General features: G+C 60.8%; 14 protein-coding genes and 1 rRNA gene. 12 read left to right on the top strand and 3 right to left on the bottom strand.

Features of this window, described 5'->3' with window-relative positions; genetic code table 11:
• The first annotated feature begins 67 nt into the window (after positions 1–67).
• From rrf to BMX59_RS28565, 10 genes are all read left to right on the top strand, one after another.
• Positions 68–183, top strand: a 5S ribosomal RNA gene (gene rrf, locus BMX59_RS28520).
• A gap of 145 nt (positions 184–328) precedes the next feature.
• On the top strand, positions 329–3781 hold the full coding sequence (gene recC / locus BMX59_RS28525; protein WP_093128227.1) for an exodeoxyribonuclease V subunit gamma: 3453 nt from the start codon (positions 329–331) through the stop codon (positions 3779–3781).
• Positions 3778–7452 carry an exodeoxyribonuclease V subunit beta gene (gene recB, locus BMX59_RS28530; RefSeq protein WP_093128229.1) on the top strand — a complete coding sequence of 1225 codons (3675 nt, stop codon included), beginning with the start codon at positions 3778–3780 and terminating at the stop codon, positions 7450–7452. The genes recC and recB overlap by 4 nt, the downstream gene beginning before the upstream one ends.
• On the top strand, positions 7449–9518 hold the full coding sequence (recD, locus tag BMX59_RS28535) for an exodeoxyribonuclease V subunit alpha (RefSeq protein WP_093128231.1): 2070 nt from the start codon (positions 7449–7451) through the stop codon (positions 9516–9518). Before recB ends, recD begins: the two co-directional genes overlap by 4 nt.
• Positions 9519–9660: 142 nt before the next feature.
• On the top strand, positions 9661–10236 hold the full coding sequence (locus BMX59_RS28540) for a regulatory sequestration protein YfiR (RefSeq protein ID WP_071489142.1): 576 nt from the start codon (positions 9661–9663) through the stop codon (positions 10234–10236).
• Positions 10233–11495: a diguanylate cyclase DgcN/YfiN gene (locus BMX59_RS28545; protein ID WP_093128233.1), complete on the top strand. Its 1263-nt coding sequence runs from the start codon at positions 10233–10235 to the stop codon at positions 11493–11495. Before BMX59_RS28540 ends, BMX59_RS28545 begins: the two co-directional genes overlap by 4 nt.
• 4 nt (positions 11496–11499) lie before the next feature.
• Complete coding sequence (locus tag BMX59_RS28550; protein ID WP_175486726.1) at positions 11500–11991, top strand: outer membrane lipoprotein YfiB; 492 nt, start codon at positions 11500–11502, stop codon at positions 11989–11991.
• Between the two features lie 289 nt (positions 11992–12280).
• Positions 12281–13228: a TauD/TfdA family dioxygenase gene (locus tag BMX59_RS28555; RefSeq protein WP_093128235.1), complete on the top strand. Its 948-nt coding sequence runs from the start codon at positions 12281–12283 to the stop codon at positions 13226–13228.
• Positions 13229–13281: 53 nt separating this feature from the next.
• Complete coding sequence (locus BMX59_RS28560; RefSeq protein ID WP_092249461.1) at positions 13282–14130, top strand: EamA family transporter; 849 nt, start codon at positions 13282–13284, stop codon at positions 14128–14130.
• Entirely contained in the window at positions 14130–15077 is a 948-nt protein-coding gene (locus tag BMX59_RS28565; protein ID WP_093128237.1) for a LysR substrate-binding domain-containing protein, read from the top strand. The genes BMX59_RS28560 and BMX59_RS28565 overlap by 1 nt, the downstream gene beginning before the upstream one ends.
• A 45-nt stretch (positions 15078–15122) precedes the next feature.
• Here BMX59_RS28565 and BMX59_RS28570 read toward each other — a convergent pair whose 3' ends face one another.
• Both BMX59_RS28570 and BMX59_RS28575 read right to left on the bottom strand, forming a co-directional pair.
• On the bottom strand, positions 15123–15413 hold the full coding sequence (locus BMX59_RS28570; RefSeq protein ID WP_025859400.1) for a DUF3077 domain-containing protein: 291 nt from the start codon (positions 15411–15413) through the stop codon (positions 15123–15125).
• 314 nt (positions 15414–15727) lie between these two features.
• Positions 15728–16675, bottom strand: a complete 948-nt coding sequence (locus BMX59_RS28575; protein WP_093128239.1) for a LysR family transcriptional regulator — start codon at positions 16673–16675, stop codon at positions 15728–15730.
• A gap of 129 nt (positions 16676–16804) precedes the next feature.
• Here BMX59_RS28575 and BMX59_RS28580 point away from each other — a divergent pair, with 129 nt between their 5' ends.
• Together BMX59_RS28580 and mmsB are read left to right on the top strand one after the other, a co-directional pair.
• Positions 16805–18322: a CoA-acylating methylmalonate-semialdehyde dehydrogenase gene (locus tag BMX59_RS28580; RefSeq protein WP_092249453.1), complete on the top strand. Its 1518-nt coding sequence runs from the start codon at positions 16805–16807 to the stop codon at positions 18320–18322.
• A gap of 15 nt (positions 18323–18337) precedes the next feature.
• Entirely contained in the window at positions 18338–19225 is an 888-nt protein-coding gene (mmsB, locus tag BMX59_RS28585; RefSeq protein WP_092249450.1) for a 3-hydroxyisobutyrate dehydrogenase, read from the top strand.
• Between the two features lie 48 nt (positions 19226–19273).
• On the opposite strand, the gene BMX59_RS28590 is transcribed toward mmsB, so the two are convergent.
• Positions 19274–19618, bottom strand: a complete 345-nt coding sequence (locus BMX59_RS28590; protein WP_010206533.1) for a cupin domain-containing protein — start codon at positions 19616–19618, stop codon at positions 19274–19276.
• Between the last annotated feature and the right edge of the window lie 128 nt (positions 19619–19746).

A 19746-nucleotide genomic window follows, 5' to 3' on the forward strand; every position in this document is an offset into this window, starting at 1 on the left:
CACCGAAAGCTGTCACATACCCAATTTGCTGAAGCGAGGCCCAGGCCGCGACTCAGTACCCGAATTTCTTGACGACCATAGAGCATTGGAACCACCTGATCCCATCCCGAACTCAGTAGTGAAACGATGCATCGCCGATGGTAGTGTGGGGTTTCCCCATGTGAGAGTAGGTCATCGTCAAGATTAAATTCCAGAACCCCTGATTGCTAACGCAGTCAGGGGTTTTGTTTTGGGCGGTCGGAAAGACAGCTAACATCCCAATTCGGCCAACAACTGCCCACAGTGCTAAAGTCGCACCCTCGATTTTGCCTTTCCCAAGGAAGCCGTTATGCCGGATGCGACGTCCCTCAGTGCTGGATTCATGGTGGTTCACGGCAACCGCCTGGACGAACTTCGCAGCCTGGTGGTCAGTTGGATGCGCCGGTACCCCTTGGCTCCCTTGGAAAACGAAATCGCCCTGGTACAAAGCAACGGTATCGCCCAGTGGCTCAAGTTGGCTCTGGCCGAAGACCCGGAAGACGACGACATGGGCGGTTGCGGCATCGCGGCGGCAATCGATGTGCAGCTCCCTGGCAGTTTCATGTGGCAGCTCTACCGTATGGTTCTGGGCCGTGACGAAATCCCGCCCAAATCCCTGCTCGATAAAGCCCCACTGACCTGGCGCCTGATGCGCCTGCTTCCGGAGCTTATCGATCAGCCGCACTTCGAACCGCTGCAGCGCTTTCTCACCCACGACACCGACTTGCGTAAACGCTACCAACTCGCCGAGCGCCTGGCTGACCTGTTCGACCAATACCAGGTCTACCGTGCCGACTGGCTGGAAGATTGGGCCGCCGGCCGCCACCAATTGCGTAACGGTCGAGGTGAATCCAAACCCCTTAACCCAGCCAACTGCTGGCAAGCCGAACTATGGCGCGCGCTGCTGTTGGATGTTGGTGAAGAAGGCATGGCCGAAAGCCGCGCCGGCGTTCACCAACGTTTTATCGAGCGCATCAATACACTGGAAAAAGCGCCCGAGGGCCTGCCATCCCGCGTCATCGTTTTTGGCATCTCCTCGTTGCCCGCCCAGGCGCTGGAGGCCCTCGCCGGCCTCGCGCGCTTCAGCCAAGTCCTGCTCTGTGTGCACAACCCTTGCCGCCACCATTGGTCCGACATCGTCGCCGACAAAGACCTGCTGCGTAACGAATACAAGCGTCAGGCGCGTAAAGCGGGCATGCCGGTCACCATCGACCCACAAACCCTGCACCAGCACGCCCACCCGTTACTGGCGGCCTGGGGCAAGCAAGGTCGTGACTACATCAGCTTGCTGGACAGCTACGACGACCCCAACAGCTACCGCGCCGCTTTCCGCGACGGCCGCATCGACCTGTTCAGCGACAGCGAGCCGGCAACACTGCTCAATCAACTCCAGGACGATATCCTCGAACTGCGCCCACTCAATGAAACCCGCGAACTATGGCCCGCTGTGGATCTGGAGCGTGATACCTCAATCCGCTTCCACATCGCCCACAGCGCCCAACGCGAAGTGGAAATCCTCCACGACCAACTGCTCCAACGCTTCAGCGCCGACCCCACGCTGCGCCCCCGGGATATTATTGTCATGGTCCCTGACGTCGACAGCTATGCGCCGCACATCCGCGCCGTGTTCGGGCAGCTCGAGCGCAATGACCCACGCTTCATCCCCTTCACCCTGACCGACCAAGGCCAACGCGGCCGCGACCCTCTGCTGATCGCTGTCGAACACCTGCTGAAACTCCCCGACAGCCGCTTTCCCGTCAGCGAAATTCTAGATCTGCTTGATGTTCCAGCCTTGCGCGAACGCTTTGCCATCAAGGAGCGCGACCTGCCCACGTTGCACCGCTGGATAGAAGGCGCCGGCATCCGCTGGGGGCTCAACGCCGAACAACGTGCAGACCTCGGCCTGCCAACCGGGCTGGAACAAAACAGTTGGCGTTTCGGCCTGCGCCGCATGTTGCTCGGTTACGCCGTAGGTACAGGTGCAGCGTGTGACGGTATCGAGCCCTATGACGAAATCGGTGGACTCGACGCTGTCCTGATCGGCCCCCTGGTCGCCGTGCTCGACGCACTCAACGATGCGCACCAAGCCCTGTCTCAACCCGCTCCCGCGAAGGAGTGGGGCGAACGCCTGCAACGCTTGACGCAATTGTTTTTCTTGCCGAGTAGCGAACACGACGAATACCTGCTGGGCCAACTAGAACAACTCAGAGAAACCTGGCTGGAAACCTGCGAGTCCGTCGGCCTTAACGACGACTTACCTCTCACCGTAGTCCGTGAAGCCTGGCTAGCGGGTTTGGACCAAGGGCGCCTGTCCCAACGCTTCCTCGCCGGGGCTGTCAATTTCTGCACCCTGATGCCTATGCGTGCGATCCCTTTCAAGCTGGTGTGCCTGCTCGGTATGAACGATGGTGACTACCCGCGCGCGCAGCCCCCGTTGGACTTCGACCTGATGGGCAGTGACTACCGCCCCGGCGACCGTTCACGCCGCGAAGACGACCGCTACTTGCTGCTCGAGGCGCTGCTTTCAGCCCGCGACCAGCTCTATATCAGTTGGGTCGGCCGCAGCATCCGCGACAACAGCGATCGCCCGGCCTCGGTGTTAATCGGCCAACTGCGTGACCATCTGGCCAGTGGCTGGCACTGCGCTGACAGTGACGAGCCGCTGATCGAAGCCATGACCCAGGAGCATCCGCTGCAACCGTTCAGCGCTCGCTACTTCCATGAGGGCGATTCGCTGTTCAGCTATGCGCGCGAATGGCAGTTGCTCCACGAAGCATCCGATACCACCCCGACAGAACACGACCTGGCGCCCCATCAACAGGACGAGCCCCTGACCCTCGGCCAGCTACAAGACTTCCTGCGCAACCCCGTCAAACACTTCTTCAGCCAACGCTTGAAAGTATTCTTCGAGGCCGCCGAAGTACCGCTGGCCGACGAAGAGCCCTTCGTGCTCGACGCACTGCAACGCTACAGCCTGAGCGATAGTCTGCTCAGTGCAGCACTCACCGAACCCGATCACTTCGACCAGGCGTTGAACGTCCAGGCTTTGCGCCTGCAAAGCAGTGGCCTGTTGCCGATGGTGGGTTTCGGCGAGTGCCTTCGCAACGAACTGATCGAGCCATTGCCCGATCTGCTGCGACGCTACCAACAATTATTGGCCCTCTGGCCCACCCCGCACTCCGGCGCCGAACCGATCAGTTTTGAGCATCGCGGCATTCAGTTGGAAGGCTGGATCAGCGGGCTGCATAGACGCAGTGATGGTGGGTTGCTCAGCGTCACCACCATCCCCAACAGCATCGGCTCGATCAAGACCCGCAAGTGGCATCGCCTGATTCGGCCCTGGGTCAATCACGTGGTTGCCTGCGCTTGCGGTCTGCCGTTAAGCACCGGCTTGGTGGCCAGTGATGACACTCTGCTGCTGCCACCGCTGGATCAAGCCAATGCCCAGGAAATTCTCTGCAACTTGCTGCTCGCCTGGCACACCGGGATGAGCAAACCGTTGCCCATCGCCGTCAAGACCGCGTTTGCCTGGCTCGGCCAAACTGACCCGGCCAAGGCCGAAGCCGCTGCGGGTAAAGCCTACGAGGGTGACGGGCTCAATAACGAAGGCGAGCGCCGCGAAACCCCAGCGCTCACCCGGCAATTCCCGGACTACGCCACACTTATTGCCAGCGAAGAATTCGAAGGTTGGTGCGAAACCCTTTATCGCCCCCTGCTCAACGCCCCCTGGCGATCACTCACAAGCGAGGAGGCCGGCGCATGAACCACAAACCCTTGGCCCTGGCCTTCCCGCTCAACGGCAGCCAGCTGATTGAAGCCAGCGCCGGCACCGGCAAAACCTTCACTATCTCCGCCCTTTATCTGCGCCTTGTCCTCGGTCACGGTAGTGAAGGGTCTGGCTTTGGCCGCGAACTGCTACCGCCTCAAATCCTGGTGGTGACCTTTACCGACGCCGCCACCAAAGAGCTGCGTGAACGCATCCGTATCCGTCTGGCCGAAGCCGCACGCTTTTTCCGCACAGAAATTGAACAGCCCGACGCCCTTATCGCTGATCTGCGTGACGAATATCCCGCCGACCAATGGCCGGCCTGCGCCAACCGGCTGGACATCGCTGCGCAATGGATGGACGAAGCCGCCGTTTCGACCATCCACAGTTGGTGCCAGCGTATGCTGCGCGAGCACGCCTTCGACAGTGGCAGCTTGTTCACCCAGACTCTGGAAACCGACCACAGCGATCTGCTCGGCGAGGTGCTGCGCGACTACTGGCGGCTGTTCTGCTACCCGATGCATGACGATGCGCTCAATTGGGTGCGCAATAACTGGGGCGGGCCTGCTGCGTTGATGCCGCGAGTCCGTGCGCTGTTCGGCAGCGAACGGCCCGTCGGAGAGACCCGCGAGCCCCCCGAGCTGATCGACGCCTGCCTCCAAGAACGCCGTGAAGCGCTGATGCAACTCAAGGCACCGTGGCAGCAGTGGGCCGCCGAGCTACGTGATATCTGCCTGCAAGCCGTGGCGGCCAAGGCCGTCGATGGCCGCAAGATGCAAGCCCGCTACTTCGAGCCCTGGTTCGAGAAGATCAGCGCGTGGGCTGCTGACGACACCCTCGAACAACTCGATATCGGCACCGGTTTCACTCGCCTGACACCCGACGGCATGGCCGAAGCCTGGAAGGGCGAGCCGCCGCAGCATCCCGGTATCGATGCCATGGCCGGCCTCAAGGCTGCCCTGGATGCCTTGCCGACGCCCGACGCCGCCGTGTTGCAACACGCGGCCGGTTGGGTCGGCAAACGCTTCGAAGAGGAAAAGCGTCGACGCGCCGAAATGGGTTTCGACGACATGCTCATCCGCCTCAATGCCGCCCTGCAATCCGAGGGAGGCGAGCGTCTGGCGAGCGTGATCCGCGAGCAGTTCCCGGTGGCGTTGATCGACGAGTTCCAGGACACCGATCCGGTGCAATACAGCATCTTCGACAGCATCTACCGCATTGAAGAAAACCACCTCGACAGCGGCCTGTTCCTGATCGGCGACCCCAAGCAGGCGATCTACGCCTTCCGTGGCGCCGACATCTACACCTACTTGCGCGCCCGCCAGTCCACCACCGGCCGCCATCACACCCTGGGTACCAACTTCCGCTCCAGCCATGCGATGGTCGAGGCGGTGAACCATGTGTTCCAGCGTGCGGAAACGGGCCGGGGTGCGTTCCTGTTCCGCGAGCCGGATGGCAAAAACCCCGTACCGTTCCACTCGGTGCTGTCCCAAGGCCGCAAGGAACACTTGCAGGTCGATGGGCAAACGTTGCCGGCATTGAACCTCTGGCACTTGCCCACCGACCAGCCGATTTCCAACGTGCAGTATCGTCAGCAGCTGGCGGCGGCCTGTGCCACGCACATTGTTGAATTGCTCAACGGCGGCCAGCAGGGCAGGGCCGGTTTCCTGCAACCGGACGCGAGCTTCAAAGGCGTGCTGCCGTCAGATATTGCCATCCTGGTGCGCGACGGCAAGGAAGCCCAGGCGGTACGCGCAGAACTGGCCGCCCGTGGTGTGCGCAGCGTTTACCTGTCCGACAAGGACTCGGTGTTCGCCGCCCAGGAAGCCCACGACCTGCTGGCCTGGCTCAAGGCCTGCGCCGAACCAGACGTGGAGCGCCCTCTGCGTGCCGCCTTGGCCTGCGTCACCCTGAACCTGTCTTTACCGGAACTGGAGCGTCTGAACCAGGACGAACTCGCGTGGGAAAGCCGCGTCATGCAGTTCCGTGGCTACCGCGCAATCTGGCGCACCCAAGGCGTGCTGCCGATGCTGCGGCGCCTGCTGCATGACTTCAAACTGCCGCAAACCCTGATCGCGCGCAGTGATGGCGAGCGTGTGCTGACCAACCTGCTGCACCTCAGCGAACTGCTGCAACAAGCGGCCTCGGAACTGGACGGCGAACAGGCGCTGATCCGCCACCTGGCCGAACACCTGGCGCTCTCGGGCCAGGCGGGTGAAGAACAGATCCTGCGCCTGGAAAGTGATGAGCAACTGGTCAAGGTCGTGACCATCCACAAATCCAAAGGCCTGGAATACGACCTGGTTTTCCTACCGTTCATCTGCTCGGCCAAACCGGTGGACGGCAGCCGCTTGCCGCTGCACTACCACGATGAACACGGCAAATCCCAGGTCAGCCTGCGCCCAACGCCCGAGTTGATCGCCCAGGCCGACAACGAGCGCCTAGCCGAAGACCTGCGCCTGTTCTACGTCGCCCTGACCCGGGCCAAACATGCGTGTTGGCTGGGCATTGCCGACCTCAAGCGCGGCAACAGCAACAGCTCCGTACTGCACCTTTCGGCACTGGGCTATTTGCTTGGCGCAGGCGCATCGCTGGGAGAGTCCGCCGGTTTGGCGCGCTGGCTCTTGGACCTTCAAGAAGGTTGCACGGCAATCAACTACGCCCAAGTGCCCGAAGCGCAAGACATCCTCTTCCACCCACCGCGCAACCAAGCCACGCTGCGCGCGCCCCTGCTGCCCAAGCGCAAGGCGGCGGAAAACTGGTGGATTGCCTCCTACAGCGCCTTGCGCATCGGCGACAGCATGAGCGCTGCCACGCTCGAAGCGCCGGAAAGCCCACAGGCCCAAAAGCTGTTCGATGACGAACGCCTCGACCCCGACGCACCCCGCGAAGTGGCGGCGTCCGGCGGTGACATTCACCGCTTCCCACGTGGGCCCAACCCCGGGACCTTTCTCCACGGGCTGCTGGAGTGGGCCGGGGAGGAGGGCTTCAACGTCACACCCGAGGCGATCGAAAAAGCCGTGGGCGCCCGCTGCAATCGGCGCAACTGGGAGGGCTGGATCACCACCCTCGGCAGTTGGCTCGGCCACCTGCTGCAAACACCATTGCCGGTGGAAAACGGTCACGTTTCCCTCAGCCGGTTGCAGCAGTACCAGATTGAAATGGAGTTCTGGTTCGCCAGCCACAAAGTCGACGTACTCGCCCTCGACAAACTGGTGTGCCAATACACCCATAACGGCGTCTCCCGCGTCGCCGCCGAACCGGTGCTGCTCAACGGCATGTTCAAGGGCTTTATCGATTTGACCTTCGAACACGACGGACGCTATTACGTCGCCGATTACAAATCCAACTGGCTTGGCCCCGACGATTCGGCCTACACCCCGGACGCCATGGAACAGTCGATCCTCGAGCATCGGTACGACCTGCAATACGTACTTTACCTGCTGGCCCTGCACCGCCAACTCAAGGCGCGCCTGCCGGACTACGACTACGACCGCCATATCGGCGGTGCGCTGTACATTTTCCTGCGTGGTACGCAGTCCGCGAGCCAGGGGGCGTATTTCACCCGGCCGCCACGAGAGCTGATCGAAGGCCTGGACCTGCTGTTCCAGGGCAAGCCGATCCCGCCCAGGGTTGAGCCCGCCTGGGAACAAGGAGTGTTGTTATGAGCCTGTCGCCATTACCGCTGGAGGAGCTGACCCCTCTCAGCCGCGCCGCCGACCTGGTGCAATTGCTGGCGCGTTGGGTGGAGCGTGGCTGGTTGCGTGCCCTGGACAAAGCCTTCGTCGGCTTCCTGCACGAGCTCGATCCACAGGCTGACCCGCTGGTGCTGCTGGCCGCCGCGCTGACCAGCCATCAATTGGGTCATGGTCACGTCTGCCTCGATTTGTTCGAAACCCTCAAGGCGCCCGATTTCGCCCTGTCACTGCCGCCTGAAGGCGACCTGCAAACCGGCGCCATGCTGCTGCCATCGCAGTTGCTCGACGGCCTCGACGGCGCCCACTGGTGCCACGCGCTCGCCGCCAGCCATCTGGTCGCCCTGGCCGTCGATGGCAGCGAGCCCGCCCAAAGCCGTCCGTTGGTCCTATCCGGCAAACGCCTGTATCTGCGCCGCTACTGGACCTACGAGCGGCGCATCGATACCGCCTTGCGTCTAAGGCTCGCCACCCAGGAAAACGTCGCCGCCGATCTGCCGCAGCGCCTGAGTCGTTTGTTTGACCAACCGCCGCCCGACGGCGTGATCGACTGGCAAAAACTCGCCTGTGCCTTGGCCACTCGCGGCGCATTCAGCATCGTCACCGGCGGCCCTGGCACTGGCAAGACCACCACCGTGGTGCGCCTGCTCGCGCTGTTACAGGCGCCCGCCGTGGAAGCCGGCAGTCCGTTGCGCATTCGCCTGGCCGCACCGACCGGCAAGGCTGCCGCACGCCTCACCGAGTCCATCAGCCAGCAAGTGCTGTCGCTGAAAGTGCCGGACAACGTGAAGGAAAAAATCCCGACCCAGGTCACCACTGTCCACCGCCTGCTGGGCAGTCGCCCGGGCACGCGGCACTTCCGGCATCACATTGGCAACCCATTGCCCCTGGATGTGTTGGTCGTGGACGAAGCCTCGATGATCGACCTGGAAATGATGGCCAACCTGCTCGACGCCTTGCCGCCCCATGCACGCCTGGTGCTGCTGGGCGACAAGGACCAACTCGCGTCGGTAGAGGCGGGTGCAGTGCTCGGTGACTTGTGTCGCGACGCCGAAGCCGGCTTCTACAGCACCGAGACCCGCCAATGGTTGCAAGCGGTCAGCGGCGAAGACCTCAGTGCCAGCGGCCTGCAGGAAGACCCCGACGCCAGCCACCCATTGGCCCAACAAGTGGTGATGCTGCGTTACTCGCGGCGTTTCGGCGAGGGCAGTGGCATCGGCCAACTGGCGCGTTGGGTCAACCAGCAAAATGCCGAAGAGGCGCGCAAGCTTCTGGCGGCGCGCAGTCACGATGATCTGTTCTGCGTCAGCCTGAAGGGCGAGCACGACCACGCCCTGGAGCGTCTGGTGCTGGACGGGCAAGGTGATGGCGCCCACGGTTATCGCTATTACCTCAACCTGCTGCACAGCGCCCGCCCGTCACTTGATACCCCACGGGAAAGCGACGCCTGGACCCACTGGGCGCAACAACTGCTGCAGGCCTTCGATGCGTTCCAACTGCTCTGCGCGGTACGCAAAGGCCCCTGGGGCGTGGAAGGCCTGAACCTGCGCATCACTGCTGCCCTGCGCAAGGTACGTTTGATCGAAGGCGACGAGCAATGGTACGAAGGCCGCCCGGTGCTGATGACCCGCAACGATTACGGTCTTGGTCTGATGAACGGCGATATCGGCATCGCCCTCAAATTGCCCGAAAGCGACGGCGGCCCCCAGGTGTTGCGCGTGGCCTTCCCACGCAACGATGGCCAGGGCGGTGTGCGATTTGTGCTGCCTAGCCGTCTGAATGATGTGGAAACTGTTTACGCCATGACCGTGCACAAATCCCAGGGCTCCGAGTTCACCCACGCCGCATTGATCCTGCCGGATGCGTTGAACCCCGTGCTCACCAAAGAATTGATCTATACCGGCATCACGCGGGCCAAGCGCTGGTTCAGCCTGATCGAGCCCCGAGGTGGTGTGTTTGAAGAGGCGGTCAGGCGCAAGGTCAAGCGCTTGAGTGGGCTGATGCTGGAATTGGGCCACGAACCGGAAAAAACTGACTGACAGGTCATGCCATTTTTCTGATTCAGTCGACTGATTTTTCTGGAAAAATAGCGGCCCCCGTGAAGACCTACTCTTCGCGGGGTTTTGCGCCGCTGTGCTATCGTTGCGGCATCATCTAAAAAACACCTGAGAGAATCGCTGCATGAACGTGGCTGTCTCGCCCACAGAGCGCAGTTTGAGCTGGAGACGCATGCTGCTGGTGGCGTTGCTGTGCGTACTCGCGCCGCGCGCCTTCGCCCAGGCGCCCGACCCCGCTGATCTTGCCGCCCAGCGCGCCCAAGCGGTCACTCAGGTGGTACTCGGTATCCTCAGTTATGCGCGCTGGCCGGTCGAGCCTGCGCAATTGCGCCTGTGCGTCGTCGGCCCGACCCAATACACCGACGACCTGATCAAAGGCACCACCCAGGCCACCGGTCGTCCGGTGGTGGTGCAGCGCCTGCTGGCCAACCATCCCGATATCGTCAACGCGTGCGATGCGGTGTACATCGGCAAACTGAGTGCCGATGAGCGTAGCCAGTTGTTTACCTCGTTGATCGGTCACCCGGTGCTGAGCATCAGCGAAGGCGGCGACCAGTGCACCGTGGGCAGCCTGTTCTGCCTGCGGGTGAGTGATGAGCAAGTGTCCTTCGAGGTCAACCTCGACTCCGTGGCGCGCAGCGGCGTGCGCATTCACCCCAGCGTGCTGCAGTTGTCCCGTCGGCGAGCGCCTGCGCCATGACTGTCACCAAAGTGCGACCTACCCTGCGCTCGGTCATCGGCAGGGGGCACCTGATCCTGGCTCTGGTGGCGGTGACCCTGGCCAGCATCTCGCTGACCCTGCTGGGTGTGCTGGCGCTGCGGGTGTATGCCGAACACAACCTGCACCTGATCGCGCGCTCCATCAACTACACCGTGGAAGCGGCAGTGGTGTTCAACGACAGCGCGGCAGCCACTGAAGCGCTCAGCCTGATCGCCTCCACCGAAGAAGTGGCCCAGGCCGAAGTCTTCGACGCCAATGGCAAGTTGCTGGCGCAGTGGATACGTCCGGATACCGGCATGCTCTCGCGAGTTGAACTGGAGCTGGCGCACACCCTGCTCGAACAACCCATCAGCCAGCCTATCCTCCACCAAGGGCGAGTCATCGGCAGCACTCACCTCACCGGTCACGGCGGTAGCCTGCTGCGTTTCCTGCTCAGTGGCCTGGCCGGGATCCTCATCTGTACCGCGCTCAGCGCGTGGATCGCTCTGCACCTGGCGCGACGCTTATTGCGCGGTATCACCGGCCCACTGCAAAGCCTCGCCGCCGTGGCCCACGCCGCCCGCAGCGAACGCGACTTCGATCGCCGTGTGCCGCCGGCGCGAATCGCCGAGTTGGACAGCCTGGGCAGCGACTTCAACGCTTTGCTCGGCGAGATGGAAGCCTGGCAAAACCATCTGCAAAGCGAAAACGAATCCCTCGCCCACCAGGCCAATCACGACAGCCTCACCGGCCTGCCTAACCGTGCGTACTTCGAAGGCCGTCTGATTCGTGCCCTGCGCAGTGCGGCCAAGGCCAAGGAACAACTGGCGGTGCTCTACCTCGACAGCGACCGTTTCAAAGAGATCAACGACAGCTTTGGCCACGCCGCCGGCGATGCCGTTCTCGTAGCGGTGGCCGAGCGCGTGCGTGCGCAACTGCGTGAGGATGACCTGGTCGCGCGCCTGGGCGGTGACGAGTTCGCCATCATGCTGGCGCCGCTGCACAAGGTGGAAGACGCCGAGCGCATCGCCGACAAAATCATCGCCAGCATGGACCTGCCGATTCCGGTGCCCGGCAACACCCAGGTGTTGACCTCACTCAGTATCGGTATCGCCATCTACCCTGATCATGGCGCCACACCCGGCACCTTGCTCAATGCCGCCGACGCGGCGATGTACCAGGCCAAGCGTTTGTCCTCGGGCGGCCAGCAAACGGCGGAGTCGGAGAATTCCGTCGTCAACGTTCAACACAGGAGTTGACCCCTTGTTCACGACCGCGCGTTTCATGTTTATCACCTTGCTGGTGGCCCTGCTCGCCCTCGGCGGCTGCCAGACGCCGCCCCCCAAAGGCCTGACCCCGGCGCAAGTGGCCGTCCTCAAGCAGCAAGGCTTCGAACTGACGGACGAAGGCTGGGCCTTCGGCCTGTCCGGTAAAGTGCTGTTTGGCAGCGACGTCGAGACGCTCAACCAACCCAGCACCGACATCGTCCAACGCATCGGCAAGGCCCTGCTGGGTGTCGGCATCGAACGCGTGCGCGTTGACGGCCACACCGACGCTTCCGGCAAGGAAACCTACAACCAGCAACTGTCCCTGCGCCGCGCGAAAAGCGTGGCGGCGGTGTTGACCGGCGTGGGCATGAAAGAAGAAAACATCCAACTGCGCGGGTTGGGCAGCAGCGAGCCGGTGGCCTCCAACGATACGGCGGCAGGGCGCACGGAGAATCGGCGGGTGTCGATTGTGGTGATTGCGGACTGAACCCGTCCCGCCAATCTCAATGTGAAACCCAATCAACTGTGGGAGCTGGCTTGCCGGCGATAGCGGTGTCTCAGTAGCGGATGTACTGGCTGACACACAGCCATCGCCGGCAAGCCAGCTCCCACAGTTGGTTTGGCGGTGTGCATGAAACAGCGTTTGCTAAGTAACTTCTACGTAGGAAAGCTCTGCCATGACGAATTTTGATGGCTAGGCTGACGAGGTTTCGCTTTTTCGCAAATGGTGGGCTTAGTTAAATGAACGCTCCAACTAACCACCGTAAAGGATTGCGATGAACATAAACGTCAGTGATTTCCGGCAAGCAGTTTCCAAAGTTAGACTTTCAAGATTTGCCTTCGATGAACTTTTGAGCGCAAGAGAGTTGCTAGCATCTGAAAGTCAGGGGGCTCGATTCGATACCAAGGCTGCCTACATCAATTCTCTACAATCATCCGTCTTGAGTGAGGAGCTAGATAGAATCCGAACCATGATCGACCATGAATGCCATGTCTTGATTCTTGATGGTTTTAAGGTCGAGAAACTTGAAACCTTTAAATCACTGATATGGACATTTGGTTCGCTACTCGGCGTACCCATGGTACAGAATCATCTGGGTCACAAGGTGATTGAGGTTTATGACAGAGGCGGTAAGAGTATTGAGGAGGGGGCTAGATACCATCAAACCCGTCAAGGTGCGTACGTACACAACGATGGAGTGAGCGATCCGCTACCTATCGATTACTTGATCCTGGCTTGCGGACAGCAAGCGCTTTTGGGCGGCGAGAGCATCCTGATTGATGCAAGCGCGGTATATGCGGAGCTGATGGCGTTTCCGGAAATATTGGAAGAGCTTAAATGCAACTTCTTTTTTGAAAACCGCGGTATGTCAGATGAAGAGCAGCTTTTCAAGGCGCCCATTCTGAGTTTTTCCAATGAAGGCATTCCACTGATCAGATACTTTCGGGTCTACATTGAATCCGCCCACATCAAGGCGCGAGTACCGTTAACGGTGGCTCAATGTCAAGCGCTGGACTTTCTGGATACTGTTCTCGATCAGTCATCCGTTCAGCATCGAGTGTTGCTGGAACCAGGGCAGGTACTTATTTCGGCCGATAATAAGTTTCTTCATACTCGCACGCACTTCATTGACAGGAATACGCCACGTTGTGCGATAGATGATGCTGAGTCTTTGAGCGATCTAAATCGCTACATGCTAAGGATGTGGTTGCGTAAACAATGACACCTCGATGCCCATAGCGTACATCCTCTACTATCCGCCATAAGCCGAGCCCCATGGACAACTCCGATATCGCGATCACGCTGGTCTTGATCTCAGCCTTCATGCACGCCACCTGGAACGCTGTCGTCCGCGCCGGTAGCAGTCGCTTCATGACCTTGGCCATGGTGGATGGCACCGCCCTGGTGATATGCCTTTTGGCGTTGCCGTTTGTCAGCGTGCCGAGCCTGGAGGTGTGGGGCTACATCCTCGTCTCCGTGGGACTCAATACGGTCTATCGGCTATTTCTGATCAAAGCCTACGAAACGGGAGATTTCGGGCAGGTGTACCCGGTGATGCGTGGGATACCGCCGGTACTGGTCGCGTTATTTTCCTACTTTCTGTTGCATGAGCAGTTGTCACGCGAGGCGCTGGCGGGTGTGGTGTTGATTTGTGTAGGCATTATCAGCCTGACCTTTGTGCGCAGGATGACGGCGCAGATGCTCAAGCCGATTCTGATGGCGGTGTGTGCCGGGGCGTTTATCGCGGCTTACACGGTGGTGGACGCCAAAGGCGTGAGAGCCAGTGAAACGGTGTTGCAATACATCATCTACCTGACGGTATTCCAGAGCATTCCGATCCCGGTGCTGGCGTTTTCCAGGGAGCGTTTGGCCTTGATGCGAGCGATACGTGGGCATTGGCGAGTCGGCCTGTTGGGCGGTGTTTTTTACCTGGCGTCATACGGATTGGTGTTGTTTGCGTTGTCGCTGGACGCGGTGGCCAAGGTCTCAGCGCTGCGGGAAACCAGTGTTATTATCGGCGCCATTGTTGCCGCGCTGTTCTTTCACGAACAGTTCGGTTGGCGACGGATGCTGTCGGCATTCGTCATTGTTTGCGGGATCATCTTGATCAAAGTGAGCACCTGATGGCCCAGCGTCCGCCTCCCACTCCGATGCTTCAAGCGTTCGTCAGCGCTGCGCAATCCGGTAGCTTTGCGCGTGCGGCGTCGCAGCTTAACCTCACCGCCAGCGCCATCAGCCATCAAATTGCAGGCCTGGAGGAATGGTGGGGCGTGCAGTTGTTTGAGCGGCATTCGCGCGGCGTCAAGCTGACGTCCGCAGGGCAGGCTTTGTTGCCGGTCACCGACGGATTTTTCAAGGCGCTGGATGGGGTCTTGCATTCACTCAACCCCGCAAAGTCCCGTCCGCTGTACCTCTCATGCACGTCCTCGCTCTGTTCGACATGGCTGATCCCCAGGATGCACGGCTCTCACACTGAGGCTTCGTTCAACCTTGACCTGGTGTTGACCAGCGCCGACATCAACAGCACCAGTCTGGAAGCGCATCAATACGATGTCGCGGTGGTGATGGGGTATGGCGATTACCCGGATCATCATGTTGAACTGCTGATGCGTGACGCGGTGTTCCCCGTTTGCTCGCCGGAATTTCTAAGGCCGAAGGGGGATATTGCGCCGGAGGATGTCGCCCAATACCCGCTGATTCATAGGGTGGACGATCAGGTGTGTCCGGGGTGGGAAAGCTGGTTTGCGTTTCAGGGCCTGCCGACGCCGCCTTATCACCATGGGCCGCGCTTTCCGGATTCGAGCCTGGCGATCAGTCTGGCGGTAAAGGGCGCAGGGATTGCGCTGGGCAGGACTGCGTTGGTGTATGACCAATTGGAAAACGGTGCATTGGTTGCGTTGAAAAGCCCCGTGATGATGTCCCCAGCGGCCTACTACATCATTTGTCGAAATGGGCGGCAGTCAGAGCCGGATATTGCGCGTCTGATTGAATGGCTCAAAAACCGTGCGGGTGAGTTCCTGCGCGAAGTTCGGGCTCGGTATCCACAAATAGCCGGGACTACCGTCGTTTAAATGTTGGGAGGAGCAGGGCTCCTCCCGCATTCGAGCGGTGTTCGCTTAACGGCCCGGTGTCATCGCTTGCGTGAGGTCATCGACCACGGCTTTGCCCATCTCACACAGGTAATGCGCGGCCCACGCGTATTGCTCGCCGCGTACATCCATGGCGGCTTCCATCGCGAGTTTCTTGGAGTAGAACAGCAGGGTGGAGGCGTGCTCCAGCGCTTCCTCAATGGGCATGCCGGCGTTGACGCGGAACAGGGGTTTTTCGTTTTCGCCGTAGTCGCCGAAGGTGACGACGCCGAGGGTGGTGATGGAGGAGAGCGGTGGATCGGGGACGATTTTAGTCATGATCTATACCTGGGAGTTTAGGGAGCCACCCACTCATGTCGCTAAACATGAAAGGGTGGCAGCTGTACGCAGGTTAGCGAACCGGACCCAGGACCCGGCAGACCCGAAGGTCTCCCACGTACAGCCGCCATAACACGACAACGACAAGCATCAAACGCTTGACGTTGGAGGCTGTGTCCGGGTTCGGGTCGCTAAACCCGTTCGCTGATGTCAGCGAAGTACGGAGGCTAATGACTCGAACCCTAAGGCACAATAGGCCGGAGATTCTCTAGGAAACGTCCTGCAAATTAAAGCGAATCATCGTTGATGGCCCTTTAATCCGCGAACCTGATCTCCCTGGTCTCCCCCATCAACAGCCCCTGATTCTGCTCCGTCACCTCCCTGATGTAGTCCCACAACAACGTAATCCGCTTCAACTTCCTCAAGTCCTCCCGGCAGTACATCCAGAACTGGCGAGTGATGGAAATCTGCTCCCCCAGCACCGGTAACAACCGTGGATCCTGCGCCGCCAGAAAACACGGCAGTATCGCCATCGACCGCCCTTGCTGCGCCGCGACGTACTGCGCGATCACACTGGTGCTGCGCAAACTGGCGCTGGCGCCGGGCACCACATTCGCCAGGTACAGCAGCTCTGAGCTGAACGCCAAGTCATCCACATAGCTGATAAACGGATGCTCGGCCAAATCCGCCGGTTTGCGGATCGGCGGGTGTTGATCGAGGTATTCCTGGGTCGCGTACAGTTGCAATTTGTAGTCGCACAGTTTGCAGCACACATACGGCCCGTGTTCCGGGCGTTCCAGGGCGATGACGATGTCGGCTTCGCGTTTGGACAGGCTGATGAAGTGCGGCAGGGGCAGGATGTCTACCGAGATGGCCGGGTAGGTGTCGACGAAGTGGCTCAATTGCGGGGTGACGAAGAAGCTGCCGAACCCTTCGGTGCAGCCCATGCGCACGTGGCCGGACAACGCCACGCCGGAGCCGGAGACTTGTTCGCAGGCCATGTGCAGGGTGCTTTCGATGGACTCGGCATAGCCCAGCAAACGCTGGCCCTCGCTGGTGAGTACGAAGCCGTTGGTCCGGGATTTTTCGAACAGCAGGGTGCCGAGGGACACTTCCAGCGAACTGATGCGCCGCGACACGGTGGTGTAGTCCACCGCCAGGCGCTTGGCGGCCACGCTGGCCTTGCGGGTGCGGGCCACTTCGAGGAAAAACTTCAGGTCATCCCAGTTCAGGGAGCCCAGGGATGTGATGTTTTTTTGCATATTGGTCCGGCTTTTATGTGCGTTCTTATTAGAGATTTGCACATCTATACTCCAAAAACAGTCCGAACGCCTCATTTCCCAAGGCGGTTACGCGCCTTGTCTCTGCATAAATATAAGATTGGAGACCACATGAACGCATCTGCCGATATTTCCGTGCAACAGGTCAAGTTGCTGATCAACGGCGAGTGGGTCGAGTCCAAGACCACCGAGTGGCAAGACATCGTCAACCCGGCCACCCAAGAGGTGCTGGCCAAAGTCCCGTTCGCAACTGCCGATGAAGTCAACGCTGCCATCGATGCTGCCCACCGCGCCTTCCAGACCTGGAAGCTGACGCCGATCGGCGCGCGCATGCGCATCATGCTCAAGCTGCAAGCCTTGATCCGCGAACATTCCAAGCGCATCGCCGTGGTCCTCAGCAACGAGCAGGGCAAGACCATTGCCGATGCCGAAGGCGATATTTTCCGTGGCCTGGAAGTGGTGGAACACGCCTGCTCCATCGGCACCCTGCAAATGGGCGAGTTTGCTGAAAACGTCGCTGGTGGCGTCGACACCTACACCCTGCGCCAACCCATCGGCGTGTGCGCCGGCATTACCCCGTTCAACTTCCCGGCGATGATTCCGCTGTGGATGTTCCCGATGGCGATCGCCTGCGGGAACACCTTCGTCCTCAAGCCCTCCGAGCAGGACCCGCTGTCGACGATGCTGCTGGTGGAGCTGGCGCTGGAAGCTGGCGTGCCGGCTGGCGTGCTCAACGTGGTGCACGGCGGTAAGGATGTGGTGGATGCGCTGTGCACTCATAAAGACATCAAGGCCGTGTCCTTCGTGGGCTCGACCGCCGTGGGCACTCACGTCTACGACTTGGCCGGCAAACACGGCAAGCGCGTGCAGTCGATGATGGGCGCCAAGAACCACGCCGTGGTGCTGCCGGATGCCAACCGTGAACACACCCTCAATGCCCTGGTCGGTGCGGGTTTCGGTGCGGCGGGCCAACGTTGCATGGCCACTTCGGTGGTGGTGCTGGTGGGCGCGTCCAAGCAATGGCTGCCGGACCTGAAAGCGCTGGCGCAAAAGCTCAAGGTCAATGCGGGGAGCGAAGCCGGCACCGATGTCGGCCCGGTGATTTCCAAGCGTGCCAAGGCACGCATTCTGGAGCTGATCGAAAGCGGTGTGAAAGAGGGCGCCAAGCTGGAGCTGGATGGCCGCGACATCAAGGTGCCGGGCTTCGAGCAAGGCAACTTTGTCGGCCCGACGCTGTTCTCGGGCGTGACCACCGACATGCAGATCTATACCCAGGAAATCTTCGGCCCGGTGCTGGTGGTGCTGGAAGTGGCGACCCTCGATGAGGCCATCGCCCTGGTCAACGCCAACCCGTTCGGCAACGGCACTGGCCTGTTCACCCAGAGCGGCGCGGCGGCGCGCAAGTTCCAGAGCGAAATCGATGTAGGCCAGGTCGGCATCAACATCCCGATCCCGGTGCCGGTGCCGTTCTTCAGCTTCACCGGTTCCCGTGGTTCCAAGCTTGGCGACCTCGGCCCATATGGCAAGCAAGTGGTGCAGTTCTACACCCAGACCAAGACCGTCACCAGCCGCTGGTTCGACGACGACTCGGTCAACGATGGCGTCAACACCACCATCAACCTGCGCTGATTCCGGGAGACGACCATGAAGATTGCATTTATCGGCTTGGGCAACATGGGCGCTCCCATGGCCCGCAACCTGATCAAGGCCGGCCATGCGCTGAACCTGTTTGACCTGAACCAGGCGGTGCTCAAGGAACTGGCCGAGCTGGGTGGCACCATCAGCGATTCGCCGCGTGATGCGGCCACCGGCGCTGAGCTGGTGATCACCATGCTGCCCGCCGCCGCCCATGTGCGCAGCGTCTGGCTGAATGAAGACGGTGTACTTGCCGGCATCGGCAAAGGCGTACCGGCGGTGGATTGCAGCACCATTGACCCGCAGACCATCCGCGACGTAGCGGCTGTGGCGGCCGAACAAGGTGTGGCCGTAGCCGACGCCCCGGTCTCCGGCGGCACGGGCGGCGCCGCAGCCGGGACGCTGACCTTCATGGTCGGCGCCACCCCGGAACTGTTCGCCACCCTGCAACCGGTTCTGGCGCAGATGGGCCGCAACATCGTGCACTGCGGTGAGGTGGGCACGGGGCAAATCGCCAAGATCTGCAACAACTTGTTGTTGGGGATCAGCATGGTCGGCGTCAGCGAAGCCATGGCGCTGGGCGACGCGTTGGGCATCGACACCCAGGTGCTGGCCGGCATCATCAACAGCTCAACCGGACGTTGCTGGAGTTCCGATACCTACAACCCGTGGCCGGGTGTGATTGAAACCGCGCCGTCGTCCCGTGGTTATACCGGTGGGTTTGGTGCTGACCTGATGCTCAAGGACCTGGGCCTGGCTACTGAGGCTGCACGTCAGGCCAAGCAACCCGTGATTCTGGGCGCTGTGGCCCAGCAGTTGTACCAATCGATGAGCCAGCGTGGGGAAGGGGGCAAGGACTTCTCGGCGATCATCAATAGCTATCGCAAGCCCAAGTAGGGGCGGTTCCGGGAGCCTGCTAATAGTGGGCTCCCGGGTTTTTGCGGCTCAAGCAAACACAAAATATTTACGCACCGTCTCGACCACTTCCCACGTCCCCTTCATCCCCGGTTCCACCACGAAGATATCCCCAGCTCGCAAGTGAATCGGCTCCAGGCCTTCCGGCGTGATGATGCAGTAGCCTTCCTGGAAGTGGCAGTATTCCCACTTCACGTAGTCCACGTACCACTTGCCCGGGGTGCAGATCCAGGTGCCCATGATCTTGCTGCCGTCTTCGCTGGTGTAGGCGTTGAGGTTGACGGTGTGCGGGTCGCCTTCGAGTTTTTCCCATTTGCACGCGTCCAGGACCGGCAGGGGATGAGTGTCGCGCAGTACGGTGATGGGCTTGGACATGATGACTCCGAGGAAGGGAATGGAAGGATGCACCCTAAGGCCTAGGGCGTTGCGTCAGTGGTCTGAACTCGACATCGGGATGCCCAGAAGCGCAGCGGTGTGATGATCCGGAAATTACCGCGAACCCC

It is taken from the genome of Pseudomonas sp. NFR09 (assembly GCF_900111535.1).
GTDB lineage: Bacteria > Pseudomonadota > Gammaproteobacteria > Pseudomonadales > Pseudomonadaceae > Aquipseudomonas > Aquipseudomonas extremorientalis.

Excerpts from the sequence above, each read along its gene's own strand:
- recC (WP_093128227.1), top strand. The coding sequence starts at position 329 with ATGCCGGATGCGACGTCCCTCAGTGCTGGATTCATGGTGGTTCACGGC.
- recB (WP_093128229.1), top strand. The coding sequence starts at position 3,778 with ATGAACCACAAACCCTTGGCCCTGGCCTTCCCGCTCAACGGCAGCCAG.
- recD (WP_093128231.1), top strand. The coding sequence starts at position 7,449 with ATGAGCCTGTCGCCATTACCGCTGGAGGAGCTGACCCCTCTCAGCCGC.
- BMX59_RS28540 (WP_071489142.1), top strand. The coding sequence starts at position 9,661 with ATGAACGTGGCTGTCTCGCCCACAGAGCGCAGTTTGAGCTGGAGACGC.
- BMX59_RS28545 (WP_093128233.1), top strand. The coding sequence starts at position 10,233 with ATGACTGTCACCAAAGTGCGACCTACCCTGCGCTCGGTCATCGGCAGG.
- BMX59_RS28555 (WP_093128235.1), top strand. The coding sequence starts at position 12,281 with ATGAACATAAACGTCAGTGATTTCCGGCAAGCAGTTTCCAAAGTTAGA.
- BMX59_RS28560 (WP_092249461.1), top strand. The coding sequence starts at position 13,282 with ATGGACAACTCCGATATCGCGATCACGCTGGTCTTGATCTCAGCCTTC.
- BMX59_RS28565 (WP_093128237.1), top strand. The coding sequence starts at position 14,130 with ATGGCCCAGCGTCCGCCTCCCACTCCGATGCTTCAAGCGTTCGTCAGC.
- BMX59_RS28570 (WP_025859400.1), bottom strand. The coding sequence starts at position 15,413 with ATGACTAAAATCGTCCCCGATCCACCGCTCTCCTCCATCACCACCCTC.
- BMX59_RS28575 (WP_093128239.1), bottom strand. The coding sequence starts at position 16,675 with ATGCAAAAAAACATCACATCCCTGGGCTCCCTGAACTGGGATGACCTG.
- BMX59_RS28580 (WP_092249453.1), top strand. The coding sequence starts at position 16,805 with ATGAACGCATCTGCCGATATTTCCGTGCAACAGGTCAAGTTGCTGATC.
- mmsB (WP_092249450.1), top strand. The coding sequence starts at position 18,338 with ATGAAGATTGCATTTATCGGCTTGGGCAACATGGGCGCTCCCATGGCC.
- BMX59_RS28590 (WP_010206533.1), bottom strand. The coding sequence starts at position 19,618 with ATGTCCAAGCCCATCACCGTACTGCGCGACACTCATCCCCTGCCGGTC.